We start from the raw sequence: 25444 nt of genomic DNA on the forward strand, positions 1-25444 counted from the left end.
AGCTAACGCGATAAGTGTACCGCCTGGGGAAGTACGGTCGCAAGACTAAAACTCAAAGGAATTGACGGGGGCCCGCACAAGCGGTGGAGCATGTGGCTTAATTCGAGGCAACGCGAAGAACCTTACCCGGGTTTGACATTGAGCGACGTTCGGTGAAAGTCGAATTCCCTTCGGGGCGCAAAAACAGGTGCTGCATGGCTGTCGTCAGCTCGTGCTGTGAAGTGTTCGGTTAAGTCCGGCAACGAGCGCAACCCATATCCTTACTTGCTAACAGGTAATGCTGAGAACCTTAAGGAGACTGCCCGTGTTAAGCGGGAGGAAGGTGTGGACGACGTCAAGTCAGTATGGCCCTTACACCCGGGGCTGCACACGTGCTACAATGGCCGGTACAAAGGGCAGCGACATAGTGATATGGAGCGAATCCCCAAAACCGGTCTCAGTACGGATTGGAGTCTGCAACTCGACTCCATGAAGATGGAATCGCTAGTAAATGGGCATCAGCTACGGCTCATTGAATACGTTCCCGGGCCTTGTACACACCGCCCGTCACATCATGGGAGCTGAGTTCACCCGAAGTCGTTGCGCCAACCTGCTTGCAGGAGGCAGACGCCGAAGGTGGGCTTAGTGACTGGGATGAAGTCGTAACAAGGTAGCCGTTGGGGAACCAGCGGCTGGATCACCTCCTTTTTAAGGAATGAAAAAGACTAACCTCTTTAAGGCTTCGGCCGAAAAAGAGTACTTTTTTACAAGACTTATTACCCCGTTACTATCGTATAATTCAGCAATTAAGCATCTAGACGTCCTCGAGACGTCTTTTTTTTTGTCTACTCAGGACTTGAGCTGATTGTGGGATGCGTAACTTTGCGATTAGCGCAATTATATGACTCAGAATCAAGTGGCTGAGTTATGAAAGACTCTACAAGCATAAGTAAAAAACTAGTTTATATCATGAGATGAAGTATATTCATGGCTAAATTTAAGGATGTGTGAATGAAAGTCAAAGCAGTTATCAGTGTTGTGTCAGTACTGATTATGGTGATGGGCGCCGCCGTTTCTTTTGCGGGGATCGCATCTTGGATCATGCAGGATAGTTTAGCTGATACCCAAGGGATATTTCAGTGTTCGGCTTTCTCCATACTCGGAGGGCTTATTTTACACCTTAAGACTCGTGATCGTAATCATGAAGTGAATCCCCGAGAAGTGTACGCCATTGTAACTGTTGGCTGGTTATCAGTTTGTTTAATCGCCGCTATACCCTTTGTGACTCTAACCAACATGAGTTTTACTGATAGTTATTTTGAAGTCATGAGTGGGCTGACGACAACAGGAGCCACAGTTTTAACTGATATAGAGTCACTGCCCAAGGGGCTCTTGTTTTGGCGTTGTTTCTGTAACTGGTTAGGTGGTTTAGGGATCGTTATTTTATCCATGGCTATTTTGCCTTTTTTAGGTTCTGGGGCGTATCAGCTATTTAAAGCGGAAGCCACAGGGCCTCAATCAGAACAAGTGACTTCACGAGCAATTGATACAGCGAAAATTTTGTGGGCGATCTATGTGGGCTTAACCATTTTATGTATTGTGATTTATCGCTATTTGGATATGCCGATTTTCGAAGCGGTCTGTCACGGTTTAAGTACACTTTCTACAGGTGGTTACTCTCCTTTAAGTTCAAGTTTTGTAGGGATGCCCTCTCCAATTCTTTACGTCAGTACTTTTTTTATGATGATGGCCGCGACAAACTTTACGCTGCATATTAAAGCCTTAAAAGGTGATATTTTTTGTTACTTTCGCGATGAAGAATTTCGTTGGTATTTAGCAACATTCCTTTTTGCTTTGACCGTGATCGCTTTTTTCTTACATACTGACGCGGGTTATACTTGGGCGCAAAGCTTTGCTCATTCGACTTTCCAGGTCGCAAGTTTAGAAACTTCTTGTGGCTTTGCTTCGGATGATTTTAATCTGTGGTCAACGCCATCAAAGATCATTTTATTCTTAATAATGTTTATGGGAGGCTGTGGAGGTTCGACTACGGGTGGTTTAAAAGTCGCGCGAATTGTGCTTTTAGTTAAATACACATTTATAAAAATTAAACAGATGATTTTACCCCATAGTTTAATTAACTTACACTTCAACGGTAAGCGAGTGAACGATGAAATGATCCAAAAATCCTTGGCCTTCTTTTTTGCTTTTATCTTTCTCTATGCCTTAACGGCCTTTTCATTGAGCTTTGCACCAGGGATCGATATAACGACTGCTTTGAGTGGGGCAATCGCATGCTTGGGCAATATGGGTCCAGGTTTTGCGATGTTAGGGCCTGCAGAAACTTTTGCCTGGTTGCCTGATTGGAATAAATGGATTTTATGCGGAGCCATGTTCTTGGGCCGTTTAGAGATATTTACGGTGATTATTGTATTCGTTCCCAACTTTTGGAGAAGGTGAAGTGCAGGTACCGATTTTTATCGTCTACCTCTATTTAGCGATGAGTATCATTACTTTTAGTCTTTACGGCCTCGATAAATGGAAAGCGAAAAAATCGTCTCAGCGAATCCCTGAGAAAGTTTTGCATTTGAGTGAGTTTTTCGGCGGTTGGCCAGGTGCGATTCTCGGGCAATTGTTCTTTCGTCATAAAACATCCAAGTTTACTTACCAATTAGTTTTTTGGTTGATCGTAGCTCTCCATCTATTTCTTTTTTATTGGCAACTGACTCATTCAGCGACTTAGATTTTATCTTGTGAAGCGAGTGACGAGGAATGAATGCTTGTTGATTTTTGTAGGTCATAAACTGTGTTTGTCGACCGTGTGTTAATGACTTAGTCTTGATTTATTTCTCGCTTGATTTAGTCTGATGTACAGAAATTGCGCAGGGCGCAAATAATTAACGAAACACAGGAGAATAATAGATGTCTGTAAAAAGAGTCGGTATTTTAACAGCAGGTGGTTTAGCACCTTGTTTATCAACGGCGATCGGTCGTTTAATTGAACGTTACACTGAGATTGCACCCGAAATTGAAATCATCTGCTACACTAGTGGATATAAAGGTTTGCTCCTCGGTGAAAAACTTGAAGTTACACAAGATATTCGCGATAATGCAGCTGTGCTTTATGAGCATGGTGGTAGTCCAATTGGTAATAGCCGTGTAAAGCTTACTAACCTTGCTGACTGTGAAAAGCGCGGTCTTGTTCAGCCGGGTCAAAACCCCCTTGAAGTCGCAGCGCAACAACTCGTTACTGATAAAGTTGATGTTCTTCATACAATTGGTGGTGATGATACGAATACGACGGCGGCTGACCTTGCGGCTTATCTCGCGGATAATGATTATAAGCTTATTGTTGTTGGTCTTCCTAAGACGATTGACAATGATGTATTTCCCATTAAACAGTCTCTTGGTGCCTATACGGCTGCAGAAGAGGGTGCAGAATACTTTGCTAATGTTGTTTCTGAGCACAATGCTAACCCTCGCATGCTTATCGTTCACGAAGTTATGGGACGTAGCTGTGGTTGGTTAACGGGCTATACGGCGAAAGTTTACCGTGATAATCTAGCCAAGCGTAATTTTCTACCTGGACTTGGTCTTCGCAAAGAACGTCTCGATGTTCACGGTATTTATGTACCAGAGATGTCAGTTGATATAAAAGCTGAAGCAGCACGTTTAAGTAAAGTGATGGATGAACAGGATAATGTAAATATCTTTATTTCTGAAGGTGCTGGTCTAGAAGAAATTATTGCAGAAATGGAAGCTGCCGGCGAAGAAGTTCCTCGCGATGCTTTCGGTCACGCAAAACTTGATGCAGTTAACCCAGGTAAATGGTTCGGCAGTCAATTTGCAAAGCTTCTCAACGCTGAAAAAGTACTCATTCAGAAGTCGGGTTATTATTCACGTGCCGCTGCATCAAATAGTGAAGATTTAGCATTGATTAAAGAATGTGCTGATAAAGCAGTTGAAGCAGCTCTTGCAGGTATCGGTGGCGTTGTTGGTCATGACGAAGATCAAAATGACGAGCTTCGCGCAATTGAGTTCCCACGTATTGCTGGTGGTAAGCCATTCAATATCGATGAAGCTTGGTTTGACGAAGTACTTGCGGGTATTGGTCAGACTAAAGGTGCTAAAGTTGAGGTTGCTCACTAAGCTTTTACTGAAGCCATCAGTTTATACTCTGAGTGTAAACTGAAAGACAAAGGGATTAAATCAATTGATTTAATCCCTTTTTTTATAAGTGTTGTGCTTTAACGAACAGCTGTGCCTTCGTCTTCAATATCGTCAATTATTTCACTATCAAGTTCACTTAAAAGAGCACTGATATCTAAAACAGATTGCTTTATATTAAGCCAAGCTTCAGAATCAATGGCGACTGTAGCTATTTCTTTTGGATGATAGATATTTAATTTAGCCGAATCTTTAGTGGCTTCGAAAGGAACGTAGAGAATTGTGTCTTCATTTCGCTCAGCTGTTCGAGTAGGCACAAAATTCTCATCTGCTAGATAAAAAGTACTCGAATTAAGTATAAGCTCATCAAAGATGGCCACTGTTTTATCGCTACCCAATACAATGTTGTCAAAAACTTGCTCAAATGGTAGTTTAGCAATATATCGGCCATTGATGTGAAAGAGGACTTCTTTATTTTCGCAAGTCAAAGCCAAGTGGTATTGAGCTTTGCCAGAACGAAAAGCTTTCGGAGCTTTGTGAGTTTCTTCTCCAACTTTGATAGAGCATAGATTGTCTTGATCTAGTTTAAGTAATAAGACAATATCATCTTTAGATTTTAAGCTTAGAATGCGTGGGTTTCCTTCAGAGTTAGATTCTGGTGTATTAATCCACAACTCGAGACTCCAAGCTTCCTTAATCTCATTTTTTAAATCGAACTTCAAGGAGGATGCAGTTCTGTAAGCCCATTCTCTGGTTTCGGATATATCAAAAGTTTTAAATTTTTCTTCAGCTTTTGGTGCAACCTTCTTTTCTGGTGCAGCTTTTACAGGGGCTACTTCATCTTTTTTTGCTACTTCCGCTTCATCAGATCCGCCTAAGAGTGTTGTGACTAAGAAAGCAATTCCACCAAGAAGGAGAACTCCAATGGCAACCATAACAATTAGTGGCTTCTTTCCAGCTTTAGAGGGCTTGCCCTTTTTAAGTTTATTGAGACTCGTTGTGACGGTTTCATTGACATCTTCATGGGGAGTTTTATTTATGTCTTCTGCTGGAGAGTTGAGGGAGAGTTTTTTATCGTGACCTTCAGCTATATCTCCAGGGGAATGTAAACCTTCACCTGATTTAAGTGATAATCCACTAGGGGGAGGAGGTGGGGGAGGGGCTTGGCCACCAGGGGCTTGAAGTCCAGCGGGAGCTTTGAGTCCACCACCAGGGGCTTGAAGTCCACCCGGAGGTTTAAGTCCGCCAAAGGGGGGCTGTAGTCCTCCCGGAGCTTTGAGTCCACCAACAGAAGAGCTCGTTGGTGGTGGAGCTATGCCACTGCCTGGAGTCGTAATGCCAGGAGCTTTACTTGAAGAACCTGGTTTCGGTAATTCTAAACCTGAACCAGGTGGAGTAATCATTCCTTTGTTGCCTTTGAGAGCTAATTTAGGTTTAGTTTTAGGAGGGACAACTTTGGGGGCTTGCTCGGAAGGTGGAGCAGGGCTTTCTTCAGTTTTTGCCGTTTCGGTGCTAGGTAAACTACTTCCTGGCTTTTTCGCATTTTGATCAGAAGATATATCTACTGCATTACCTAAGATAGCACTTTTTGACATGGTCATTGTGTTGAGGTTCATGCCAGCTAGCTCATCATTAGAGGATGTTTTATTCTCACTTGGTTTTTTAAGTGTGTTTCCCTTGAGTTTAAACGCACTATTAGCTTCAGGGGGATTGGGAGCAGGACTTGCGTTGTTAAGAGCGGATAAACTACTGCCGGGTGTTTTTGATAAAGAACTTGAGTGATTAACTTCTTGTGCAGCGCCAGGTAAAGTAGAACGCTTAAAGCTCATTGTGGGGATACCCATATCTGCATCTTCTACAGAAGGGGGGGGGGCGGGTTTTTTTAGAGTGGAACCAGTTTTATTTAAAGTTGGTGCTGGTTTGGCAGGAGCGATATTTGAGTCAAGGAGAGACCCACCAGGTTTTTGTAGATTGATTGAAGCACCAGGCTTTTGTAATCCAGGAGAAGGGGAGACAACTCCACTTGCTTCCATGTCGAGCACTGGTTTTGAAGAGCCTGTTGCTGAATTGGCATCAACTGCAGAGCCAGGAAGAGCAGATCGTTTAAAAGTCATGGTATTGGTATCTTCATCAGAAGCACCAGGGATCGTGAGCTTATTTTTAAGGACGGCAGCTTTTTTTAAATACTGGTTGCGAAAATTACCCGCCTTTAACGCGAGCTCTGGCATAGAGAAATTACTGTAGTTCTGCTGATCAGTGCCAGGCATTTTTTCTAGAATAGTATCGGCTTCATCGGCCTTAAATCCGATTTTAACTAAATTCTCTTTTAAGGTACTCATGAATCCCTCTTTACTGTTATACGCCCTTTGTGTCTTCACTCCAAATAAGTTTGTGAAGTTGAATTTGCATACGAATATTTAGGCCAGATTGCAAAATCAAACCCGCCAGTTCCTCACGGTCCATAAGACCAAAAACTGTGGACATGATTACTGTACATTTTTTTTCAAGTTTGTATTCTCGAATTGTTTTCTCTGCCCACAAAAAATCCTCTTTATTTTGGATTACGAACTTCACTTCGTCTTTGGGAGTGAGTTTTGCTATGTTCTTAAGATCATTTTTATGAGACATCTTACTGGCTGGGCATTTGATGTCCATTATGCGTATAGATTCCTTCGAAACTAAATTGATGTCCATGTGTCCGCCGGTTTCAACTAAAACTGTTTTGCCGAGATCAAGTAGTTTTTGAACGAGTTCACCAACCTTGTCCTGTGCTAAAGGTTCGCCACCAGTAACTTCGACTAGATCACAGTTGAGTTGTTCGACGCGATCAAGGATGTTGTCGATTGAAAGTTTGTCACCACTAGTAAAGCTATACTCTGTGTCGCACCAAGAGCAACGTAAATTACATCCAGATAAACGTATAAAGATACAGGCCAAACCTGACCATGTAGATTCGCCTTGTAGACTTTTGTAAATCTCGGTGATGTAGAGCAATTTATACGCCAGGTTTAATTTCTAAAGAAATATCAATTGATCCAGCAGAGTGAGTCAATGCACCAACAGAAATGTAATCGACTCCCGTTTTTGCGATCTCCGCAACTCGGTCGATTGTAATCCCCCCGCTAGCTTCAAGCAGACACTTACTTCCAGTCATACTAACTGCCTGTGACATTTCGTCATTGGACATATTGTCGAGCAAGATATAGTCAGCTTCTGCATCAAGAGCTTCTTGGACTTCTTCCAAGGTGTCGGCTTCAACTTCGATTTCAATTTGAGGAAAGGCCATTCGACAAGAGCGAACGGAACGTAAAATACCTCCCGAGCCTTCTGCGGCAGCGAGCTCACGATGATTATCTTTAATCATGATACGGTCGTAAAGGCCAAAGCGATGATTAGTTCCGCCACCACATAGTACGGCATATTTCTCGAGTGCTCTTAGGCCTGGAGTAGTTTTACGAGTGTCAAGAACTTCTGCTTTTGTCCCTTCAGTTTCTTTCACGAAAGTCGAAGTGGTAGTTGCTATAGCACAGAGGTGTTGCAGGAAGTTGAGTGCAACTCGTTCTCCTGTGATAATGGCTCGAGCATTGCCTTTGGCGATCGCCATGACGTCCCCTTTTTTACATGGGGAGCCATCGCCAATTAAAATTTCAAAAGTCGACTTGGGGTCTAGCTCTTTTAATACGGTTTCTGCAACAGTAAGTCCAGCAACAGTACAGTCTTGTTTAGCAAGAAAGTTAGCAGTGCATTGAAGGTCGGTTGGTATGCAACCTAGAGTTGTGGCATCACCACTACCCACATCTTCGAAAAGAGCTGTTTTAACAGCTGTCTGAATTTCAATTTTTAGCTTGTCAGTGATCATATTTATTTCCTGAATTTTTGTCTGCTGTGCAAAATAGTCATAAAAATGAGAAGCGCAATGACTTGAGTCAAAATGAGAATCATGACAGCAATGTTAGCTTTTATCAAAGCTATGCCAGAGAGGCAAATAATTAAACATAAAGAATGAACTAAAAATACTGAGGCTCGACGTGAGAAGCCCATTTTTACAAAACGATGTGATATGTGATTGTGATCACCAATATAGATAGGTTTGCCTTGTCGTGTACGAATGACTATAACTGAAGCGAGATCAAAAAAAGGAATAGCTAAAATAAGTATAGGGATGATGAAGGGGTAACCACTTTGGTGAGCTTCACCTGATGTATAAGTGACTAAAACACCACATATACCAAGCATATAACCTACGAAATGACTTCCTGAATCTCCTAGGAATATACTTGCAGGGTTACAGTTATAAACATAGAATCCCGCACAAGCACCACATGTAACAGTGGCTAACACAGAGACTAAGTATTGATCTTGTAAGCCTGCAGATATGGCAAATGCACCTGCACAAATGGCCCCGACACCGCAACACAGGCCATCCATATTATCTAAAAAGTTTACAGCATTAAGAATTGTTAAAAGTATGAAACCCGTGGTTATACTTGCTAAAGTTGGGTCGGCTATAAAAGAAATTCGCACTCCTGCAAAGGCAGTTCCAAAGCATAAGAGGGCTTGTAAAAACATTTTCAATTTGGCCGACATGGGTTTGCGATCATCAGCGAGTCCAAGGACGACAAAACTGACAGCGCAGAAAGCAATGACGAAAAACTGGTTTAGAGCGGGGTTGCCTTTTGAGAATATGTCAGCATAACTTGTGGGTAGGAGATCGATTTTATTACGAGCTACAAATAAGCCTATCAGTAAAGTACTTAACCAAGCGAGACAAACTGCGGTACCACCTAAAAGAGGCGTAGCATCACTATGCATTTTATGGCCTTCTGAATGAGGCTTATCTAGAATATTGAATTTCCATGCTAGCTTTCGGCAGATAGGCGTAAAAACAAGAGATAAGACCAATGAAAGCACCATTGCGCCAAGGTAAATCGTCCACCATTCCTGCACGATTATTTCTCTAAAGTTGTATTTTGTAGCATAAGGTTCGCTTGAGCAGCTATCCCCTCTGAGCGTCCTAAAGAACCCATTTTTTCAAAGGTTGTGGCTTTGATCGATACTTCATTAATTGTGACATTAAAAAGCTTTGCTATAACTTGGCGCATAGAAGGGAGGTAGGCCGCTAATTTGGGTTCTTGAGCAATTATTGTGCAATCAAGGTTAACCAAATGCCAGTCTTTCAAGTATTTAGAGTCAAGAACATGCTGTAAGAGTTTGACGCTATTTGCCCCTTTAAACTCTTCTTTTGTATCGGGAAACCATTGTCCAATATCTCCTAGGGCTAAAGCACCTAAGACGGCGTCTGTTATCGCATGCAGCAAGACATCCGCATCAGAATGTCCAAGGAGACCTTTGTTGTGAGGAACCTTTACCCCCCCCATGATTAAATCACGCCCACTAACGAGTTGGTGAACGTCAAAGCCAGTTCCAACCCTGAGCATTACCAACCTTCTGCGAGTTGAGTCACAACTTTGGTGGCCATGCTGTAGGAAGCTCTTTCCAAACCTTCTCTTCGGTTTTGTTCGATACTTACACCATCAGAGAAATCACCATTACCCGTCATGGTGAATTTTTGGATGACAAGTTTTTTTGGAGTGACAACTTCATAAGTGAATTTTACTGTAGCTCTATAGTTGTCGACACGGTATTTTTTATCATCATCATCATTTTTAGAAAAGCCGACTTTACGAAAGGAAAACTGTGGAAGAGTACCTTGGATGATGGCATCTGCTTTACCTTCTCCAGCATTGACGAGTTCGTATGTTCCGTCTTGGCGAATAGCTTCTTTGAGTTTGTCCATGACGATTAAGGCTAGGCGAGGTTCATCACTTAAGTTTTTAATTTTGCCGACGCTGACGCGTTTGATCTGTGGGTGGCCCATATTGCCGACTTGGTAACCGGCACAGGAAACTAGGACTAAAGCCATTAATGAACTGATGAGAAGTTTTTTGATCATTATTTTTCGCCTTCTTCTTTATTGACTGTGTCAGTATTTTCTAATGGAACCAAATCAAGTCCTAAATCTTCAACTGGGACTAGGAATTTACCTTTACTATCTTCAGGACGAACAATAATTCGACGAGTCGAACGGTCTCTTGCCTGAGGGGCTAAGGGGGTAAAAATTTGTTGTTCTAATTTCTTCTGTAGATCGTCGTTCTTCTTTTTGCTGATTTGTCGAGTTTTTATCTCGCCCTTGTAGCTTTTGTCGAGTTTTTCCAGCTTAGCTTCTGCAACTACAGCGGCTTCAGTGTCAGGGTAGTCGACAACGACTTTATAGAGGTAGCGTTTTGCTGCGGCAGGGCGGGAATGTACTGGATCGAGATAGAAGAGGGCTAAGTTATAAGTTCGTTCGGCTTCAACTTCTTCAAGGCTAGCAAGCTGATCTTTTGCTTCAGAAAGAAGGGGGTGCTTGTTGTACTGATTGATGAAAAGCCTTAATTGAGTTTTAGCTTCACGCATTAATTCTAAATTACCGTGAATACCTCTCATACTGAAAATATTAAATTGTGCAATATAGATTCTTGCATACCCCGCTTCATCAGACTTTGGGTAGGTGGCTATGAGTTTGTGGTAAGTGCTCATTGCCGCAATATCATCATTATCATCTTGTTGAAGCATGCCAATTCTCAGCATAGATGTTGATGCACCTTTTGAATAGGGTGCTTGAGCAATGAGAGCTTCATAAAATTCAATCGCTTCCTCAGATGAACCGAAGAAATTAGAACTACCACTTTTTTCATAGCGCGCATTAGATATTTCAAATTGAAGATTTAAAACCTTTTCATAATCAATTTCAAAGTTATAATCTTCAACAAGTTCTTTAAGGATCTCAAAGGCATCTTCCAGTTCACCTTGGTGATAGAGAGCTTTTGCCTTGTAATACATGATTGAGGCTATTTGCTTTCGATTAGTCTCAGTTAACAAAGCTTGATTAGCATCAATGATGACTTGATCATATTTTTCGAAGGCTAAGTTTTCTTCAATTTTTTTATTGACTGTGAGAGCTAAGACCGAATAGCTCATTAAGGTCAACAAGAGAAAGTGTTTCACGGCAACAAGGCTCCTTTTTGCAGTATTTCTAAAGATGACTCAAACTGATGACCTCTAGATTTTAGGTCTTGCAGTCGGCCAACAATAAATTTTAAGTTCTTTTTATCAGCTTTATGTAAATCGTTTTTATGCATTTGCAACTTCAATCTCACCGCATTAAGTGCCTCTTCAGAAGGTTTTGTTCGGTTTAACATCATACAACACATTTGTATATCCTTCTTCACTACTTCAGTTTTGTAGTTATTAAGGTAAAGGAAAATAGTCACGGATGAGCAAAGCGCAAATAGACATATAAGCAGGAGGGCTTTTATCAGAGCATTCTTTTTAATTTTTTTATGAAAAGAGTCGAGTTCTTCGCTTAAATGTATCGCATCTTGATAACGTTGGTCGGGGATTTTATCTAGGCAACGGCGACAAATTTTCACGAGCGAAGGGTGGATAAGACTTCCTCCTCTACCGCGCTTTGGAAAGTGAGGTGTGGTATTTTTTATCTCGTTAAAGATTTGTCTAAAGTTGGTGGAATCTTCCCTTGTGAAGGGGTGTGTGCCATAGAGGATTTCGTAGAGAATGATTCCCATTGCAAAAACATCTGTACCTCGACTCGTACTTCGACCTAAACCGAGTGTTTGCTCTGGAGCCATATAAGCAGGCGTTCCACTTATTTCTCCGTTCATCGTTAAACGAATGTCGCCTTTATCCTCAAAGCGACTCATTTCTTTTTCCTCGGGCATGGGGTCGTGCTGTGGTTCTTGTTCATTGAGGTTTCGAGCTAAGCCCCAATCGAGTAAGAGGACACGTTGATATTCATCCATCATAATGTTTTCCGGTTTGATATCACGATGAATAATATTGTGTTCGTGGGCGTATGCCAAAGTATGACAAGTCGTTTTAAATATCTTTAAGAGGTCTTTTAGATTATGATCTTCATAGAGTTCACGCAGTGTTTTACCCGTGATAATTGGCATAGAATAAAAAACGTCGTTGTTACCGATTTTGCCCAGGTTATAGACGGGGATGATACCTGGGTGCTGCATATAGGCCATGATCAAGGCTTCATTGATAAAACGCTGAGAGACTTTGACTTTTTTTTTGTACTGATCTTTGAGGATCTTTAAAGCAACACTACGGCCAAGTTGAAGGTCTCGGGCTTTTACAATAGTAGAATTGCCACCACGCCCAATGATTTTGCGAACGCGGTAGCGATCATTAAGTTCAGGAAGAGTGTCAAATACATCTAAGTAGTCATGATCTTGAGAACTGCTGTGGAAGTCGTCCTCTGCAAGTTCTTTGTGATAGATGGTTTGACCTTCTTCCATTGAGTCCTACTGAAGGAGGGGTAAAAGCTCAGATATAACTTGATTACTTAGTATGTCGTTTGGTTTTTTATGTCGACTTGAGTAAACGCGAACTTCGCAAACGCTCTTGAGCTTTTGTTCGAGCTCAATACTTACTTCATAGCCTTTATCAAGTTTGCCCTGCATCGCCAATTTGGTTTTAGAGCTATAAGTGATTTGTGCACCTAAATCATCCGCGAGATATTTTAGTGAAGGGTAAAATAAGTCAGTAGCTTGTTTGTCGAGGTGGACAATCACTTTGCCGTTACGGGCAACATATTGACCTTCTTCATTCTTTAAGTTGGCAGGAGTGTTAATACAACTGAAACTTAGTGCACTCAAAAGGGCGAAAATTAATATATTTTTTCTCATCTTTGTTCCTAAATTTGTTTATCTTGAAAATTAATTGTTTAACTCGTCTTCGTCCAACTCATCTTCTTCGATGTCTTGATCAAAGTTATGAATAGTTTTTTTCTCTTCTTTCACGGGATCTTCAGGAATCGTGTTGAGACCACAGATAGAGGCAACCTTATTGCCGATTTTACGAGCTTCCGAACGTTTAAGACCTTCGCGGATAATTACGTCATCGGCATCCTTAATTGATAGGAAAAGGGTGTAAGAGGAGCGTAACTGAGGAGTTTGCTGAAAGAAAACGCTTGAGCATTCATCTTTACGAACTTTTTTAAGAAAACCAAAATGATAGGTCTCTTGATTAAAACTGTTTGAGCCTTTTTCAAAAGTTGTTTTTGACCAGGAAAAGAGGCAGTAAGCCGCTGTGATAAAGAAAAAGGCAATGACCAAGAATAAAATAAAGTCGGCACCCACTAACTCCATGTTTCTATCGCGCCAAAACTGAACTAAAATTAAACCGAGTATACAGAGCCCGAGGCCTGATACAATTCTGTTTGATGGGTTCACCAGAACCATCTGTGATTTTTCGTCTTTTTTCATCTTTTCTTTTTGTTTATATGATTTAAGCTTGCTCAAATAGCATTGAGTATATCTTAAGCAGAAAAACTGGAACTTAAAGATGATCCATCTTCTTTACGCAATATTTTATCTATTATTAGTTTTTTCACCCCTGAAAAAATTGAGTAAGCGATATTTTTGTCTCTTGTTTTTTGTGACGCTCTTAATTCATCTTATTGCACCTATTGAGGGATTGCTTGTTTTAGCAATTATTTTAGTCATACCAAAATTGTTGAGTTGGAGTTTAAGGAAAGCTATAGGTCATGGCTATGATTGTCTTGCATTTAAGTTTTCTTATCTTTTGGGTTTTTTAGGCTTTGATAATAAGAGGATTCATTTTTTGCTTTCACAAGTCTTAGATGACACAAATTATGATTTGCCAGCTTTAAACTATAAGACTGATGAAGAACTCATTTTAATTAAAAAACTCTACGAGAATAATATAAATCATGGTCTTTTTATAGATGAGTATGAATTGCTAGGTTTGGATCAAAAAAATGCCTATGAAGACTTTTATATTAAAGCCAATCAACCGTTATTGGAGCAAAAACTAAAGTGTACTGAAGAGCTTTAAAGTGAAGCCTAAAGTGTTAGCTTTGATTTAATTTTTAAAAGAGATTCCTAATTATGCCCAAATTTGAACATGTACGCCACAAACCACCTACTGAACTGAAGCAAGAACGTCCGTTCATTATTGCCTGTTCACCTTTGCGGAGTCATGTGAATTTGTCAACCATCATGAGGATGGCGGGGTGTTCGGGGGTAAGTCAAGTTATTGCAACCGGTAATGCCAAGGTCAATTCAAAGATTGCGAGAGATGGAGCCGAGCAGGTTAACTTAGTCACAAAAAACAGTCTTCCACCAGTTTTGAAAAAGCTTAAACAGGATGGTTATACACTTGTGGGCTTGGAACAAACAACCAACTCCAATAACCTTCACGATTTTGACTTCCCTCATAAATGTGTCTTGGTTGTCGGTGCTGAACGTGAGGGCCTATCCCAAGATTGTTTAGATTGTCTAGATTATACGGTTGAAATTCCCGTATGGGGCTTGCCTTATTCATATAATGTTGCTTCAGCCACATCATTGGCGGTCTATGAATATTGTCGACAATATCCAGAAGGTTAATTGAGAGCTTCAACCTTCTAAAGATATTATTTTTTGATTTAGAATTATAAAGCTATTTCCTGCGGTGATTCATGATGAGAAAGAAAAAATCAATAGTTTTATGGTTAAGAATTTCTGTGAATACCATTGAGAGGATTCCTATAGCAACTTTAGATTAAAATAGTATTTTAAATGAAAAATACAGCCAGTCAAAAAATTAAGAAATCCCCCTCATAAAGATAAAAATTCTTATTAGTCGTAAAAATATAAGTTAATACTTTGTAACGTTAACTAAACGAAATATGACTTGGTTTTTTCTATGCACTATGACTGTAATCGATAGAATCTGTATCATCTAAGTGTTCATCATTATATACAGTTCTGTAGTCTATGGAGTAAGTCCCCGAACCTCTGATAGAAAAGAACAAGAGTAATATAAGACTAAAGATGGCTATGGTGGCTTCAGCGCCATTGACGATTATGGCTGAACTCAGCAGGGCGGGGAGGTGAATCAGGAAGACGGCAGAACCGACAACAGGTAGTTGGAGCATCGATGCCCAGCGAGTTCCCATGCCACCAATAAGGCAAATTCCCCCAAAGATATGAACGAGAAAAACAAAGTGAAGCCAAGCAACAGGAGCAAACCAAAATTGACCCATACTTTCAAAGTACTGTAAGAAAACGGTTTGGTTAAAAAAGAAATCTAGCGCTTTCCAGAGAAGGATAAATCCAAGATAAATTCTAAGGCCAGCGATAATGGTATCAGCGGATCTTAGGGGGCTATTTTCATAATCTTCGAGGTGTTTCATAGTGTGCTCCTAATTTGTAGAGCTCACCAAGTTTTGACGAGCTCAAATTGAGTCTCGCCCCTCAGCCTCCTATCTTTATAGTTTAATATAAAGCTAAGGAGCTATAAATCCAAAAAAAATCAGGGAACTGTAGTAGCATTACCTCGGCCAGGTATACTACTTAAAGCATCAAGTTCAACTGTGTAACGAGCTATAAAGGTGTTTTCTGGAAGCCATTTGATCGTTTCTACATGACCATCAAAAAATGAATAATTAGACGAGGTGATTATGCTTAAACTCGCCAGTGTCAGTACCTGTAAGTTCCAGATAATTATCTTTTAAATTAAAAGCGCTACGCCCCTTAGTTTTATCACTCGCTTTATATATATCGGCTAAAAATAGGGAGTCACTTGTGCTATTAATATCTTCAATTTTATAACCCACAAAAGTCCAAGGATTATTACCACGATTTGGTGCACCATAGTCGATGGCAAAAACCCAGCCTGCATCATCATTTGATGTGGGACAATTATAAAATACGGATGTAGCTTCATTCTTAAATTGCGATTCTGCTGTAACACCAATCTCGGATTTGCCACCGAGGTAGGGGTTGAGTCCAAAGAGCCAATCTAAAGCAGAATGGACATTGCTTTGGTAATTGTGTAGAACGTATCCATCGTTGTCATCTTGAAACATGGTACCGGCAACCCCAATTTGTTTCAATCCATTGAGGCATGTCCTGCGTCGACTGGTTTCGCGAGCATTGCTGAGGGCTGGCAAAACGAGGGAGGCGAGCATTCAAATGATCGCGAAAACAACGAGCAATTCAATTACGCTGAATGTTTTCATAAAAAGTCTCCGGGTTTTAAATATATATTCGGAGACTTACGACTTTTGATTTATTTTATAAAAAAATCTATTTTATTTCTGAATAAGGGGCGTTTTTTGAAATTTCATTAAGAATGGTCTGATACTCTTCGGATAATTCTTTAATGAGTTCGGGCATGGATTGAGCTAAGTTTTTACTTTCCTTGTGATCATCAGCCAAATTATAGAGCTCTTGCTTCTTTTTGTTGACGACGAGTTTCCAAGGACCTTTGCGGAGGGCGCCAGAGCCTTTACCATTTTCCCAAATGAGTGTGCGCTCATTGAGTTTTTTATTGTTGAAAACGGTTGGGTGAATATCGACTCCATCGAGTTGATGATTTGCGGGAATCGCAACACCAGCCGCTTTTATTGAGCTCGCCGTGATATCAAAAGTCATCATTGTTTGGTCGGAAACAGATCCAGCTTTGATACGCCCTGGGGCCCATACGAGTGCGGGGACTCTGTGTCCACCTTCGTACATGCTACCTTTAGCGCCACGAGTATTTTCACTATGGGAGTGATTTCCTTTGGCAGCACCATTATCACTGAGAAACCAAACGATGGTATTTTTATCGATCTTGAGTTCAACAAGTTTATCGAGAATACGATTGACGCCTTCGTCAACGGGGAGAGTGAAGTGTTTCATCAGCCAATTATCATCGCCTGGAGTTTTGCTATATTCAATTTTTGGGGCCCAAGCGGGGACTTGCCCTTTATTAGGGCCACGTTGAATTTTTGAGCCACGGGCTTGGAAAGGCGAGTGGGGAGTGCCGTGAGCCACATAGAGAAAAAAGGGTTTCTCTTTGTTGCGTTCAATGAAATCGAGTGAATGTTCAGTAATGAGATCGGAATGATGACCTTTCTCATCTTTGAGTTCCCTTGCTTGCCACCAGTCAAAAGTACTCATGCGATCGTAGTGGGATTGAGCATCAATATTACCACTAATGAAGCCAACGAATTCATCAAAGCCATGATTCATTGGGTGAAACTCAGCTTTATAGCCTATATGCCATTTACCGAAGACTGCGGTTGCGTAATCCGCAGATTTCATGGCTTCGGGGAACGTCCATTCTTCGTCTCGAATACCCCGCACATGATCGGGGTGTTTTGGGTCGGCATTAATAACCACATCACATCCACTGCGCTGTTGATAACGTCCCGTCATGAGTGCGGCACGGGTAGGGCTACAGACGACGCCATTGGAGTGGAAGTCGGTGAGTTTCATTCCCTCAACTGCCATACGGTCGATACCTGGTGTTTTATAGTACTTATTATCAAAACTACTAATTCCTGCCCAGCCCATATCGTCAACCATAATGACAATAATATTGGGTTTTGCGGAGTCCGCAAAAATTGGTAGGCAGAGTAATAAAGAGAGAAGAAATTTAGTCATGATTAATCCTGTTTAAGTTGAGGGAACTTAGCTAAGATTGGCTTTCCAAAAGGAATGGCGCCTTCATTAGTTTGTGGAGCACCAGGAGTTGAACGACCTGCTTTAATTTCTTTAGCCAACTGATTGACGAGGTTATCGACGATTTCCGGATGCGCGTCCTGTAAGTTGTTTTTCTCAGCTGGATCACCATCTAGGTCATAGAGTTGAATAAGGGGTAAACCTTTCGTTGCTTTTCCTGGACGTGGGGCACTCCAACCACCAGATCCTGGGCAGAGGTTGAGCTTCCATTTCCCTTGGCGAATGGCAAAACTTCCATTTATGGAATGGTGAATAGTGAAAGGGCGTTTTGTTTTACCAGATTGAGTGAGATCAGCGTAAAAAGAGTAGCTGTCTTCAGCCATAGTGTCTTCGATTGAAGCTGATAGCTTGGCCGCATCTGCGGCGGTCGCAAAAAAGTCTGTGGTACAGATTGTGGAATCAGACTGTGTTTTCGTTTGTACTTGAGCGGGCCAGCGAACGAGGAAAGGGACGCGGTGTCCGCCTTCAAAAATATCAGCTTTGTGACCACGCCATTGACCATTGGGACTATGACCAATTTTGATGTGTTCAGGAATACTACCCGTTGGAGAGCAACCATTATCAGCCGTAAACACAATGAGTGTGTTATCGGCAATGCCTTGCTTGTCGAGTTCAGCCATAACTTCACCTACAACCCAGTCAGTCTCCATGACAAAGTCACCGTAGATGGTTTTTGTTGGTGATTTACCTAAGAATTTCTCCGAAGGCATAATAGGCGTATGTGGAGAAGTGAGCGGAAGGTAGAGGAAAAAGGGCTTGGATTTATCTGCCGCTTGCTGAGCAATGTACTTTCTTGATTTATCAGCAAAAGTCATGAGGCAGTAGGTGGCATCAAAACTTGGGCCTGTTGCACCAGGGCGATATGGAGTAGCAAAGCCGCGTTCGTGTGTGGCCATTTCTACGGCTTTGTCGTTTTCAATATAAACGTAAGGGGACATGTCGAGTGATGCAGCAATACCGTAGAAGTAATCAAAACCATTATGAATGGGAGTGATAGCTGGTTTACTGTAATCCACCTTCCATGATGCAGCTTGCTTATTGTTTTTCATTTTATAACCTTCTTTGAGGAAGGATTTTTCCGGTTTTTTTGCTTCATCAAGCATTTGCCAGCCAATCCCAAGATGCCATTTTCCCACCATGCCCGTATGGTAGCCTTGATCTTTGAGGAAGTTGGCGATGGTGACGCGATCTTGTGGGATGAGTGGTGCGGAAGTACCACTTAATACACCTTTCTTTTTACTCGAGCGCCAGTTGTAACGCCCCGTTAGAATGCCGTAGCGCGTGGGAGTACAAACGGAACTAGACGTGTGTGCGTCGGTAAATTTCATACCTTCATCCGCCATGCGGTCGAGGTGTGGAGTGGGGATAAGGCCACCTTCATTGCTCATGTCGCCATAGCCCATGTCATCGGCGAGGATAAAGATTATATTGGGTTTATCCTGAGCGCTGAGCGACAGACAGAAGAGAGAAAAAATCAGTAGACTGATATGTTTAAGCATGGATTACTCCTTTGTAGTTTAATTGACTGTACAAGCTCAATACGAACAAAGAAAAAATAATTGACTCAGCTTATAATTTTTTTGTAGAGTTTGTATTGTGTCGACTGAAAATTAGTGTGTAAATAACCATAAACGGAGTTGTATGCCTGAAGATTTCAACACTCGAATGACCCTCTTAGGGCGTTTGCGAAATAAGCACGATGAGTCGGCATGGCAGGAGTTTGTCTTCTTTTACAAACAGTATATCAATGCCATTCTTTATAGGCTGGGAGTGCAGAATTCAGATATCGAAGATCAGGCCCAAAAAGTTCTTTTGGCTCTATGGGAAAAACTTCCAGATTTCGATTACCAACCTCAGAATTGTAAATTCCGCACTTGGATGAGCCGCATTATTCGCAATAAAGTGAGCCATTATTTTGAAAAACAAAAACGCTATAAAAATGATCTAGAGCGCGCGGAATTTAGCCAACGCAATGAGCAGAAAAGTAATGAAGCGGAAATCTATCAGGTCTATGAACAAGAATGGAAAATTCACGTGGCTAATTTGGCTTGGGAGAATTTGAGTAAGGAGTTTTCCATGAGTGCGCTTAAATGCTTCGAAGATTTAGCCAAGGGGAAAAAAGCTTCTGAGCTAGCCGAAGAGCTCGATTTAAAAGTGAATTCAGTATTTGTGAACCGTAAACGAGTTCAAGAAGCCTTTCACAAAGAAATTAGACGTTTGAATGAGGAACTGAGTTAGTGCCAAAGGATAGCAATAGGTCTTGGCTAATGGACAGTTTTGATCAAGCTTTAGACGATGACCAGGCTTTGCTCAAAGATTCTGAGCTAGTGAGGAAAATCCAAAACTTGGGTGCTCGCTATGAATTGGGGGAGTCTTTAGGTGAAGGTGGACAAAAACACATATTAGCCTGCAAAGATAGCTTTACTCAAAGAAAAGTCGCTATGGCAATGCTCAAAGAATCTCAAAAGCTATCTAATAATGAGGCCTTTATTAATGAGGCTAGAATTTCTGCTCATTTGGAACACCCAAATATAGTTCCTCTGTATGATCTAGGTTTAGACGAAGATAATAAACCTTATTTCACAATGAAATTATTGAGTGGTGAAAATCTTCAGAAAATTATTGAGGGCCAGAGTTTAAGCGTAAATGAAAGTTTAGAAATTTTTCTTAAAGTTTGTGACGCCATGGCCTATGCCCATTCCCAAGGAATTGTTCATTTAGATTTAAAACCAGAAAATATCCAAGTCGATAGTTTTGGGCAGGTTTTAGTTTGTGATTGGGGCTTGGCGCAAAACCTTAAAGAACTTCAAGCATCAGATAAAAAATCTATTCGAGGAAGTCTTGCTTACATGGCTCCTGAACAAATTAAGGGTGAAGGCATTGGGATAGAGAGTGATATTTATGCCCTGGGTGGGATTCTTTATGCCTTATTTATTGGAGAATCTTCTTATTCATCAAGCGACTGTCAGGAAAGGATGAAGGCTCCAGAGTTAAAACCTATTGACGACATGTTGGCAAAGCTTAATCAAATTCCATTGGGAATTAAAGCAGTTGTACTTAAAGCTATGGAAAGCGATATCCAAGATCGTTATAAGGTAGTGAGTGACGTATCAAAAGAAATTCGAGCTTACATTGCGGGCTTCGCAACAAGTGCAGAAAATCCGAGTGCTTTTACACTGATACAAAAAGCCGTGGCTCGACATAAAACTCTAAGTTTCGTTATGCTAAGTTCCCTGATCTTAATCTCGGTACTAGGTGTTTTGTCTTTTATCAAAATTAATAATGAAAGAAATATAGCTCAAGAAGCGCAAGAAATAGCGGAAATATCTGAACGTAAAACCCGAGTTTTGTTTGGAGAGCTCAAACTTGAACAAGAAATACGCCAAGCTATTTCAGAATCTTCTGCCAAGGCCTTCTTGCAGCTTGCCAAGGATGATTATCAAAGAGGGAAGTATGAAGCTTCTTTAAATGCAGTAAAAGAATCCCTAAAACTTGATGCTAAAATTAAAGAAGCTTGGGATTTGAGAGGGAAACTTGAATTTGGCTATTTACGTTTCAGTGCGGCAAAAAAAAGTTTACAGAAAGGAAGTTTAAGTCCAAAACAAGAGTGGTTAATGGAGCTTGCAGATAAAGGTTTAACCAAGGAAGGTGAAACGAAGCCGAGTGCGAAACAAATTTATGATGTTCGTCGTGAGATAGTCCGTGGAGAATTTCGTTTTAGTGGTTTACACGCACTGATGTTCTACAACATGGTGAAAAACTATAACATTGAAGAGCGTTTAATGTTTGCGGAACAAAGCTATCGCGATAATCATAAGTTTTTCGCGGGACGTCAGGATGATGCTAATTTTAAGCTTCAAAAACTAGGGGAATATTACAGTATAGATGCTAGTGGAAACAAAGGGACTCGTATGACAATTGTTCTTTTTGAGCTTCCCATTACTTCATTAAATTTAAGTGGGTCAGGAGTAAAACAATTAGAAGGTTTAAGAGGCATGTCTTTGAGATCTTTAGATATTTCTAATACAGCCGTTAGTTCTATTAGTTCATTAAAAGAAACTAAAATAGAATATTTAAATCTTTGCGATACGAATGTTTTTGATTTGTCACCTTTGCGAGATACGCAAATCAAACATTTAGTTTTAGGTGATAGCCCTTTAGATATTAAAGTATTAAAACATTGTAAATCTTTAGAGGCATTAGAACTCCCTAATAATGTTTACTCGGAAAAGCTTCTCGAAGGTCTCAAGCTCTTAGATAAAGTTATTTACCGTTAAGATTCCTCGCTCATCATGATACTGTAAGCTTCTTTATTCGTTTTATAAACTTTGAGTAAATTGAATAGGACAACTCCAACAATTAAACAAAGAATAATGAAGGGACGAGCAAAGGCACTCATGGTAGCTGTAAAAAAGATAAAAAGACTCAACATGAAAGGAGCAAAACCAAGTTTGGGTTGATCACTTTGCCAAGAATTGCTCAAGTTTTTGTAAACAATAGCTTTGAAGTCACCAGCATCGGGTAGACCGACGATTTTTATCCTATCGCCATTCTGCATATTGGCTTCGGAAGTGGTCTTTAGCAAAATTCTCTCATCCCCGACTTTAAATCGCGCTTTATGCGTAAGGCCTGAACGTCTATCAGTACCGCTCACTTGGGTGCTTTTATCCAGTTCAATTATGACGCCTTCGAGCGTTTCTAGTTTCATTGTTGTCTCCGTCAATTATCTAATGAATTCTAATCAATAAAGCAGAAAAATCAAGTAGTTAAAAAGCGAAGAAATTTTATAAGCGTAAGTTAATTAAATGATAAAATAATATTTCCAATTAATAAATTATTGTTCACTTAAGTTTCGGCTACAATGCGAATCAATAAAATCTTCAGAGTCCTTATTGATTTGCTCAAGCTTTGTTGTATCCATTCTTTCTAGATTTCTGTATGGCATTGATAGTCGATGGTTTTTGGATAGTTTGTTTTTATTTCGATATAAAAAATTCCAGTAAAGATAATTAAAAGGACAAGCATCTGGGCCTGTTTTTACTGAGACTTTATATTGACAATTCTTGCAAAAATTTGACATTTTGTTAATATAATTCCCACTAGCTGCGTAGGGTTTTGTAGCCAAGATGCCACCGTCGGCATATATGCCCATGCCGTATGTATTGGGTAACTCAACCCATTCATAAGCATCATCGTAAACAGCTAAATACCATTCATGGATCTCTTTTGGTTCTATACCCATTAATAGGGCTAAGTTACCAGTTATCATTAAGCGTTGTATGTGATGTGAATAGGCATATTTCTGGGTGTCTTTAATGACCTTGCTGACACAATTCATTTTGCAGTCACCAGTCCAATAAAAGTTCGGTAAAGATTGATGAGCGTCAAGAGCATTGCTCTCTAAGTAGTCGGGCATTTTTAACCAATAAATCCCACGAATAAACTCTCTCCAACCAATGATTTGACGTATAAAAGCTTCTATTGAATTAAGGTCTTCTTGATTATTAACTTTAAAATTTTCAAGAGCGTATTCACAAACTTCTTTTGGATTGAGTAAACCGGAATTAATCAGGTGGGATAGACGACTATGGAAGAGCAAATGATGATCATCTAACATAGCGTCTTGATATTTACCATAATTTTCTAGGCTTGTCTCTATGAAGTGTTTTAAACACTTCAAGGCATCTTCTCGAGTACAGGCTTCGGTAAATTTTTCCATCGAACCAAAACGATTTGGGAACCATTGTTCAATTAGTTCTTTTATGTTTAGGGTAATTGAGTCTGGAGGGAATTCTAAGCGCTTAGGAATCTCAGTTTTATAATCATATTTTGAACGATTATTTTTATCATAATTCCATTTACCCCCAGTTGGTTTATTATTTTCCATAAGATAGGAATAGCGCTTTCTCATCATGTGATAAAAATCTTCCATAAGCAATGATTTACGGCCGTGAGCATAGTTTTTGAACTCTTGTCGACTCATTAAGAAACGATCATCTTCAGTTATAACTACAGGTATCTCTAGTTTTTCCTCCCAATGATACATTTCATTTTCTAGCCGCCATTCACCGGGTTCACATACGATAAGGGTGTTAATATTTTTTTCATTAATGATGATTCTAAGGTTTTCTTGGAAGTTTTGCTGATTATCTGGCGCATCTAAAGTAATATATATAGATCTGTAGCCTTTTTGTAGGAGCGTTTTATGAAAGTGACGCATAGCGGAAAACAAAAACAGCATTTTTCTTGAGTGATGTTGGACATAGTTAGTTTCGCTACATACCTCCATCATTACAACCCAATCCGAATCTTTATTGAGTTGCCGCAATGAGCTGAGTTGAAGATCTAATTGATCACCTAATAATAAACAGAGTTTAGACATTTATTTGAGAGCTTTTTTATAAGTTTCAATGGCGCGTTCACGAGCGAATTTGTGATCAATCATGGGTTCAGGGTAAAGCATTGTGTTGTACTCGGGTATCCATTTTTTTATATATTCTTCTTGTTTATCAAAACGCTCTTTCTGTGCTGTTGGATTAAAAACTCTAAAGTAGGGGGCTGCATCACAACCACAACCAGCTGCCCATTGCCAATTGCCCACATTGGCGGACATATCATAATCCATTAATTTACGAGCAAAATATTCTTCGCCCCAACGCCAATCAATGAGAAGGTGTTTGACGAGAAAACTAGCAGTGACCATGCGGACACGGTTGTGCATATAGCCAGTTTCATTGAGTTCGCGCATCCCGGCATCAACCAAGGGATACCCCGTTTTACCGAAACACCATCTTTTAAAGTCTTCATGATCATAACGCCATGGAACTCGAGAGTACTGTTCCTTAAATTCTTGCTTTGCCGAGTGTGGGAAATGATATAGAATCATCATAAAAAATTCGCGCCAGATCAACTCGTGAAGGTAAGTCGAGTCTAAGTTTAGGGCTTGTTTAGCTAAATGGCGAATACTAATTGCACCAAACCTTAATTGAACTGAGAGTAAACTTGTGGCATTGAGCGCAGGAAAATCGCGATCGACACTATAGTTGAGAAGTAATTGAGTGTTAAGATTTTTATTTCCCTCATGAGCTTTTTTCTCTTCGAAGCCCATTTCTTCTAAAGACGGAATAGCTTTCGAAGGACTTGTATCGTAATTGTTTTTAAGGTCCGACGGAAAAGGCTTTAACATTTCTGGTGAGAACTTAAGCTCCCATGCCTTGCGGTAAGGAGTGTAAACTGTGTAGGGCGTACCATCTTTTTTGAGGACCTCATCTTCTTCGAAAATGACTTGGTCTTTAAAGGAGTGCAGGTTTTGACCATGAGAGCGTAGGATTTGTTCCACTTCATGATCACGATCAATCGCAGCGGGTTCGTAATCTCTGTTGCAGTAGACGTCACCAGTTTGGCTTTGTAGTATTTCTTTCCAGGTTTCTTTGACGTCACCATAATAAACCCAAATTCCAGAGCCACCTTTAGCTTTAATTTGGTGGTCGAGTTCTTTGATTTTTTGATGAATAAAGCTCACTCGAGGGTCATTTTTCGATGTCAACTTTTTGAGTATCTTCGTATCAAAAATAAAAATTGGACGAACTTTTTCGCCAGCTTCTAGTGCGGCGTATAAACCGCAGTTGTCTTCAAGCCTCAAATCGCGCCTGAACCAAAAGTAATTGATCATTATGCTTCCTTTATTAAACTTAAAATATGCTTATGATCTTCTA

The 25444-nt window shown here is 40.5% G+C and carries 24 protein-coding genes and 1 rRNA gene; 8 read left to right on the forward strand and 17 right to left on the reverse strand.

Translation table 11 applies throughout. The features are described from left to right. From LNTAR_RS04440 to LNTAR_RS04455, 4 genes are all read left to right on the forward strand, one after another. Positions 1-687, forward strand: a 16S ribosomal RNA gene (locus LNTAR_RS04440); the annotation flags it as partial. A 303-nt stretch (positions 688-990) separates the two neighbouring features. Further along, positions 991-2439 (forward strand): TrkH family potassium uptake protein, encoded by a 1449-nt coding sequence (locus tag LNTAR_RS04445; RefSeq protein ID WP_007277440.1) that lies wholly within the window; start codon positions 991-993, stop codon positions 2437-2439. Position 2440: 1 nt separating this feature from the next. Then, complete coding sequence (locus tag LNTAR_RS04450) at positions 2441-2722, forward strand: DUF1294 domain-containing protein (protein ID WP_007277441.1); 282 nt, start codon at positions 2441-2443, stop codon at positions 2720-2722. 179 nt (positions 2723-2901) lie between these two features. Further along, on the forward strand, positions 2902-4128 hold the full coding sequence (locus LNTAR_RS04455; RefSeq protein ID WP_007277442.1) for a pyrophosphate--fructose-6-phosphate 1-phosphotransferase: 1227 nt from the start codon (positions 2902-2904) through the stop codon (positions 4126-4128). A 98-nt stretch (positions 4129-4226) separates the two neighbouring features. On the opposite strand, the gene LNTAR_RS04460 is transcribed toward LNTAR_RS04455, so the two are convergent. Genes LNTAR_RS04460 through LNTAR_RS04505 form a run of 10 tightly spaced genes read right to left on the reverse strand, consistent with a single transcriptional unit; the run spans position 4227 to position 13478 of the window. Beyond that, the gene (locus LNTAR_RS04460) at positions 4227-6485 is read right to left on the reverse strand and encodes a flagellar basal body-associated FliL family protein (RefSeq protein ID WP_007277443.1); all 2259 of its coding nucleotides are present in this window, start codon (positions 6483-6485) and stop codon (positions 4227-4229) included. A gap of 16 nt (positions 6486-6501) precedes the next feature. Next, positions 6502-7140, reverse strand: a complete 639-nt coding sequence (locus LNTAR_RS04465) for a radical SAM protein (protein WP_007277444.1) — start codon at positions 7138-7140, stop codon at positions 6502-6504. Between the two features lies 1 nt (position 7141). Continuing rightward, on the reverse strand, positions 7142-8005 hold the full coding sequence (gene nadC, locus LNTAR_RS04470) for a carboxylating nicotinate-nucleotide diphosphorylase (RefSeq protein WP_007277445.1): 864 nt from the start codon (positions 8003-8005) through the stop codon (positions 7142-7144). Positions 8006-8007: 2 nt separating this feature from the next. Next, positions 8008-9093, reverse strand: a complete 1086-nt coding sequence (locus LNTAR_RS04475) for an MraY family glycosyltransferase (RefSeq protein ID WP_007277446.1) — start codon at positions 9091-9093, stop codon at positions 8008-8010. A 2-nt stretch (positions 9094-9095) separates the two neighbouring features. After that, positions 9096-9584 carry a 2-C-methyl-D-erythritol 2,4-cyclodiphosphate synthase gene (gene ispF / locus LNTAR_RS04480; RefSeq protein ID WP_007277447.1) on the reverse strand — a complete coding sequence of 163 codons (489 nt, stop codon included), beginning with the start codon at positions 9582-9584 and terminating at the stop codon, positions 9096-9098. After that, positions 9584-10099, reverse strand: a complete 516-nt coding sequence (gene lptE / locus LNTAR_RS04485; protein ID WP_007277448.1) for an LPS assembly lipoprotein LptE — start codon at positions 10097-10099, stop codon at positions 9584-9586. Before lptE ends, ispF begins: the two co-directional genes overlap by 1 nt. Beyond that, complete coding sequence (locus LNTAR_RS04490; protein ID WP_007277449.1) at positions 10099-11193, reverse strand: tetratricopeptide repeat protein; 1095 nt, start codon at positions 11191-11193, stop codon at positions 10099-10101. Before LNTAR_RS04490 ends, lptE begins: the two co-directional genes overlap by 1 nt. Then, a complete protein-coding gene (locus LNTAR_RS04495) occupies positions 11190-12509 on the reverse strand; it encodes a serine/threonine protein kinase (RefSeq protein ID WP_007277450.1) in 1320 nt (439 codons plus the stop codon). Before LNTAR_RS04495 ends, LNTAR_RS04490 begins: the two co-directional genes overlap by 4 nt. Before the next feature lie 6 nt (positions 12510-12515). Further along, the gene (locus tag LNTAR_RS04500; RefSeq protein WP_007277451.1) at positions 12516-12899 is read right to left on the reverse strand and encodes a hypothetical protein; all 384 of its coding nucleotides are present in this window, start codon (positions 12897-12899) and stop codon (positions 12516-12518) included. Between the two features lie 30 nt (positions 12900-12929). Next, entirely contained in the window at positions 12930-13478 is a 549-nt protein-coding gene (locus LNTAR_RS04505) for a hypothetical protein (RefSeq protein WP_007277452.1), read from the reverse strand. 79 nt (positions 13479-13557) lie between these two features. Between LNTAR_RS04505 and LNTAR_RS04510 the strand changes: the two genes are divergently transcribed. Next, complete coding sequence (locus LNTAR_RS04510) at positions 13558-14070, forward strand: hypothetical protein (RefSeq protein ID WP_007277453.1); 513 nt, start codon at positions 13558-13560, stop codon at positions 14068-14070. Positions 14071-14123: 53 nt separating this feature from the next. After that, positions 14124-14624, forward strand: a complete 501-nt coding sequence (locus LNTAR_RS04515) for a TrmH family RNA methyltransferase (protein ID WP_007277454.1) — start codon at positions 14124-14126, stop codon at positions 14622-14624. A 296-nt stretch (positions 14625-14920) separates the two neighbouring features. Here LNTAR_RS04515 and LNTAR_RS04520 read toward each other — a convergent pair whose 3' ends face one another. The 4 genes from LNTAR_RS04520 to LNTAR_RS04540 all read right to left on the reverse strand — a co-directional run bounded on the left by LNTAR_RS04520 (position 14921) and on the right by LNTAR_RS04540 (position 19228). Next, entirely contained in the window at positions 14921-15412 is a 492-nt protein-coding gene (locus LNTAR_RS04520) for a DoxX family protein (protein ID WP_007277455.1), read from the reverse strand. Positions 15413-15664: 252 nt separating this feature from the next. Beyond that, positions 15665-16189 (reverse strand): DUF1559 domain-containing protein, encoded by a 525-nt coding sequence (locus LNTAR_RS04525; RefSeq protein ID WP_007277456.1) that lies wholly within the window; start codon positions 16187-16189, stop codon positions 15665-15667. A 118-nt stretch (positions 16190-16307) separates the two neighbouring features. Beyond that, on the reverse strand, positions 16308-17651 hold the full coding sequence (locus LNTAR_RS04535) for a sulfatase-like hydrolase/transferase (protein ID WP_007277457.1): 1344 nt from the start codon (positions 17649-17651) through the stop codon (positions 16308-16310). 2 nt (positions 17652-17653) lie between these two features. Further along, positions 17654-19228, reverse strand: a complete 1575-nt coding sequence (locus tag LNTAR_RS04540) for a sulfatase family protein (protein ID WP_007277458.1) — start codon at positions 19226-19228, stop codon at positions 17654-17656. A 142-nt stretch (positions 19229-19370) separates the two neighbouring features. On the opposite strand from LNTAR_RS04540, the gene LNTAR_RS04545 reads away from it, so the two are divergent. Both LNTAR_RS04545 and LNTAR_RS04550 read left to right on the forward strand, forming a co-directional pair. After that, positions 19371-19967 carry an RNA polymerase sigma factor gene (locus tag LNTAR_RS04545; protein ID WP_007277459.1) on the forward strand — a complete coding sequence of 199 codons (597 nt, stop codon included), beginning with the start codon at positions 19371-19373 and terminating at the stop codon, positions 19965-19967. A 29-nt stretch (positions 19968-19996) separates the two neighbouring features. Continuing rightward, positions 19997-22006 carry a serine/threonine-protein kinase gene (locus tag LNTAR_RS04550; RefSeq protein ID WP_007277460.1) on the forward strand — a complete coding sequence of 670 codons (2010 nt, stop codon included), beginning with the start codon at positions 19997-19999 and terminating at the stop codon, positions 22004-22006. On the opposite strand, the gene LNTAR_RS04555 is transcribed toward LNTAR_RS04550, so the two are convergent. The 3 genes from LNTAR_RS04555 to LNTAR_RS04565 all read right to left on the reverse strand — a co-directional run bounded on the left by LNTAR_RS04555 (position 22003) and on the right by LNTAR_RS04565 (position 25401). Beyond that, entirely contained in the window at positions 22003-22437 is a 435-nt protein-coding gene (locus LNTAR_RS04555; protein WP_007277461.1) for a hypothetical protein, read from the reverse strand. The two genes, LNTAR_RS04550 and LNTAR_RS04555, sit on opposite strands and share 4 nt — an antisense overlap. Before the next feature lie 126 nt (positions 22438-22563). Continuing rightward, positions 22564-24111, reverse strand: coding sequence for a cryptochrome/photolyase family protein (locus tag LNTAR_RS04560; RefSeq protein ID WP_007277462.1), 1548 nt, complete (start codon positions 24109-24111; stop codon positions 22564-22566). Continuing rightward, positions 24112-25401 carry a cryptochrome/photolyase family protein gene (locus LNTAR_RS04565; protein ID WP_007277463.1) on the reverse strand — a complete coding sequence of 430 codons (1290 nt, stop codon included), beginning with the start codon at positions 25399-25401 and terminating at the stop codon, positions 24112-24114. Positions 25402-25444: the final 43 nt, after the last annotated feature.

This window comes from Lentisphaera araneosa HTCC2155 (assembly GCF_000170755.1).
GTDB classification, from domain to species: domain Bacteria; phylum Verrucomicrobiota; class Lentisphaeria; order Lentisphaerales; family Lentisphaeraceae; genus Lentisphaera; species Lentisphaera araneosa.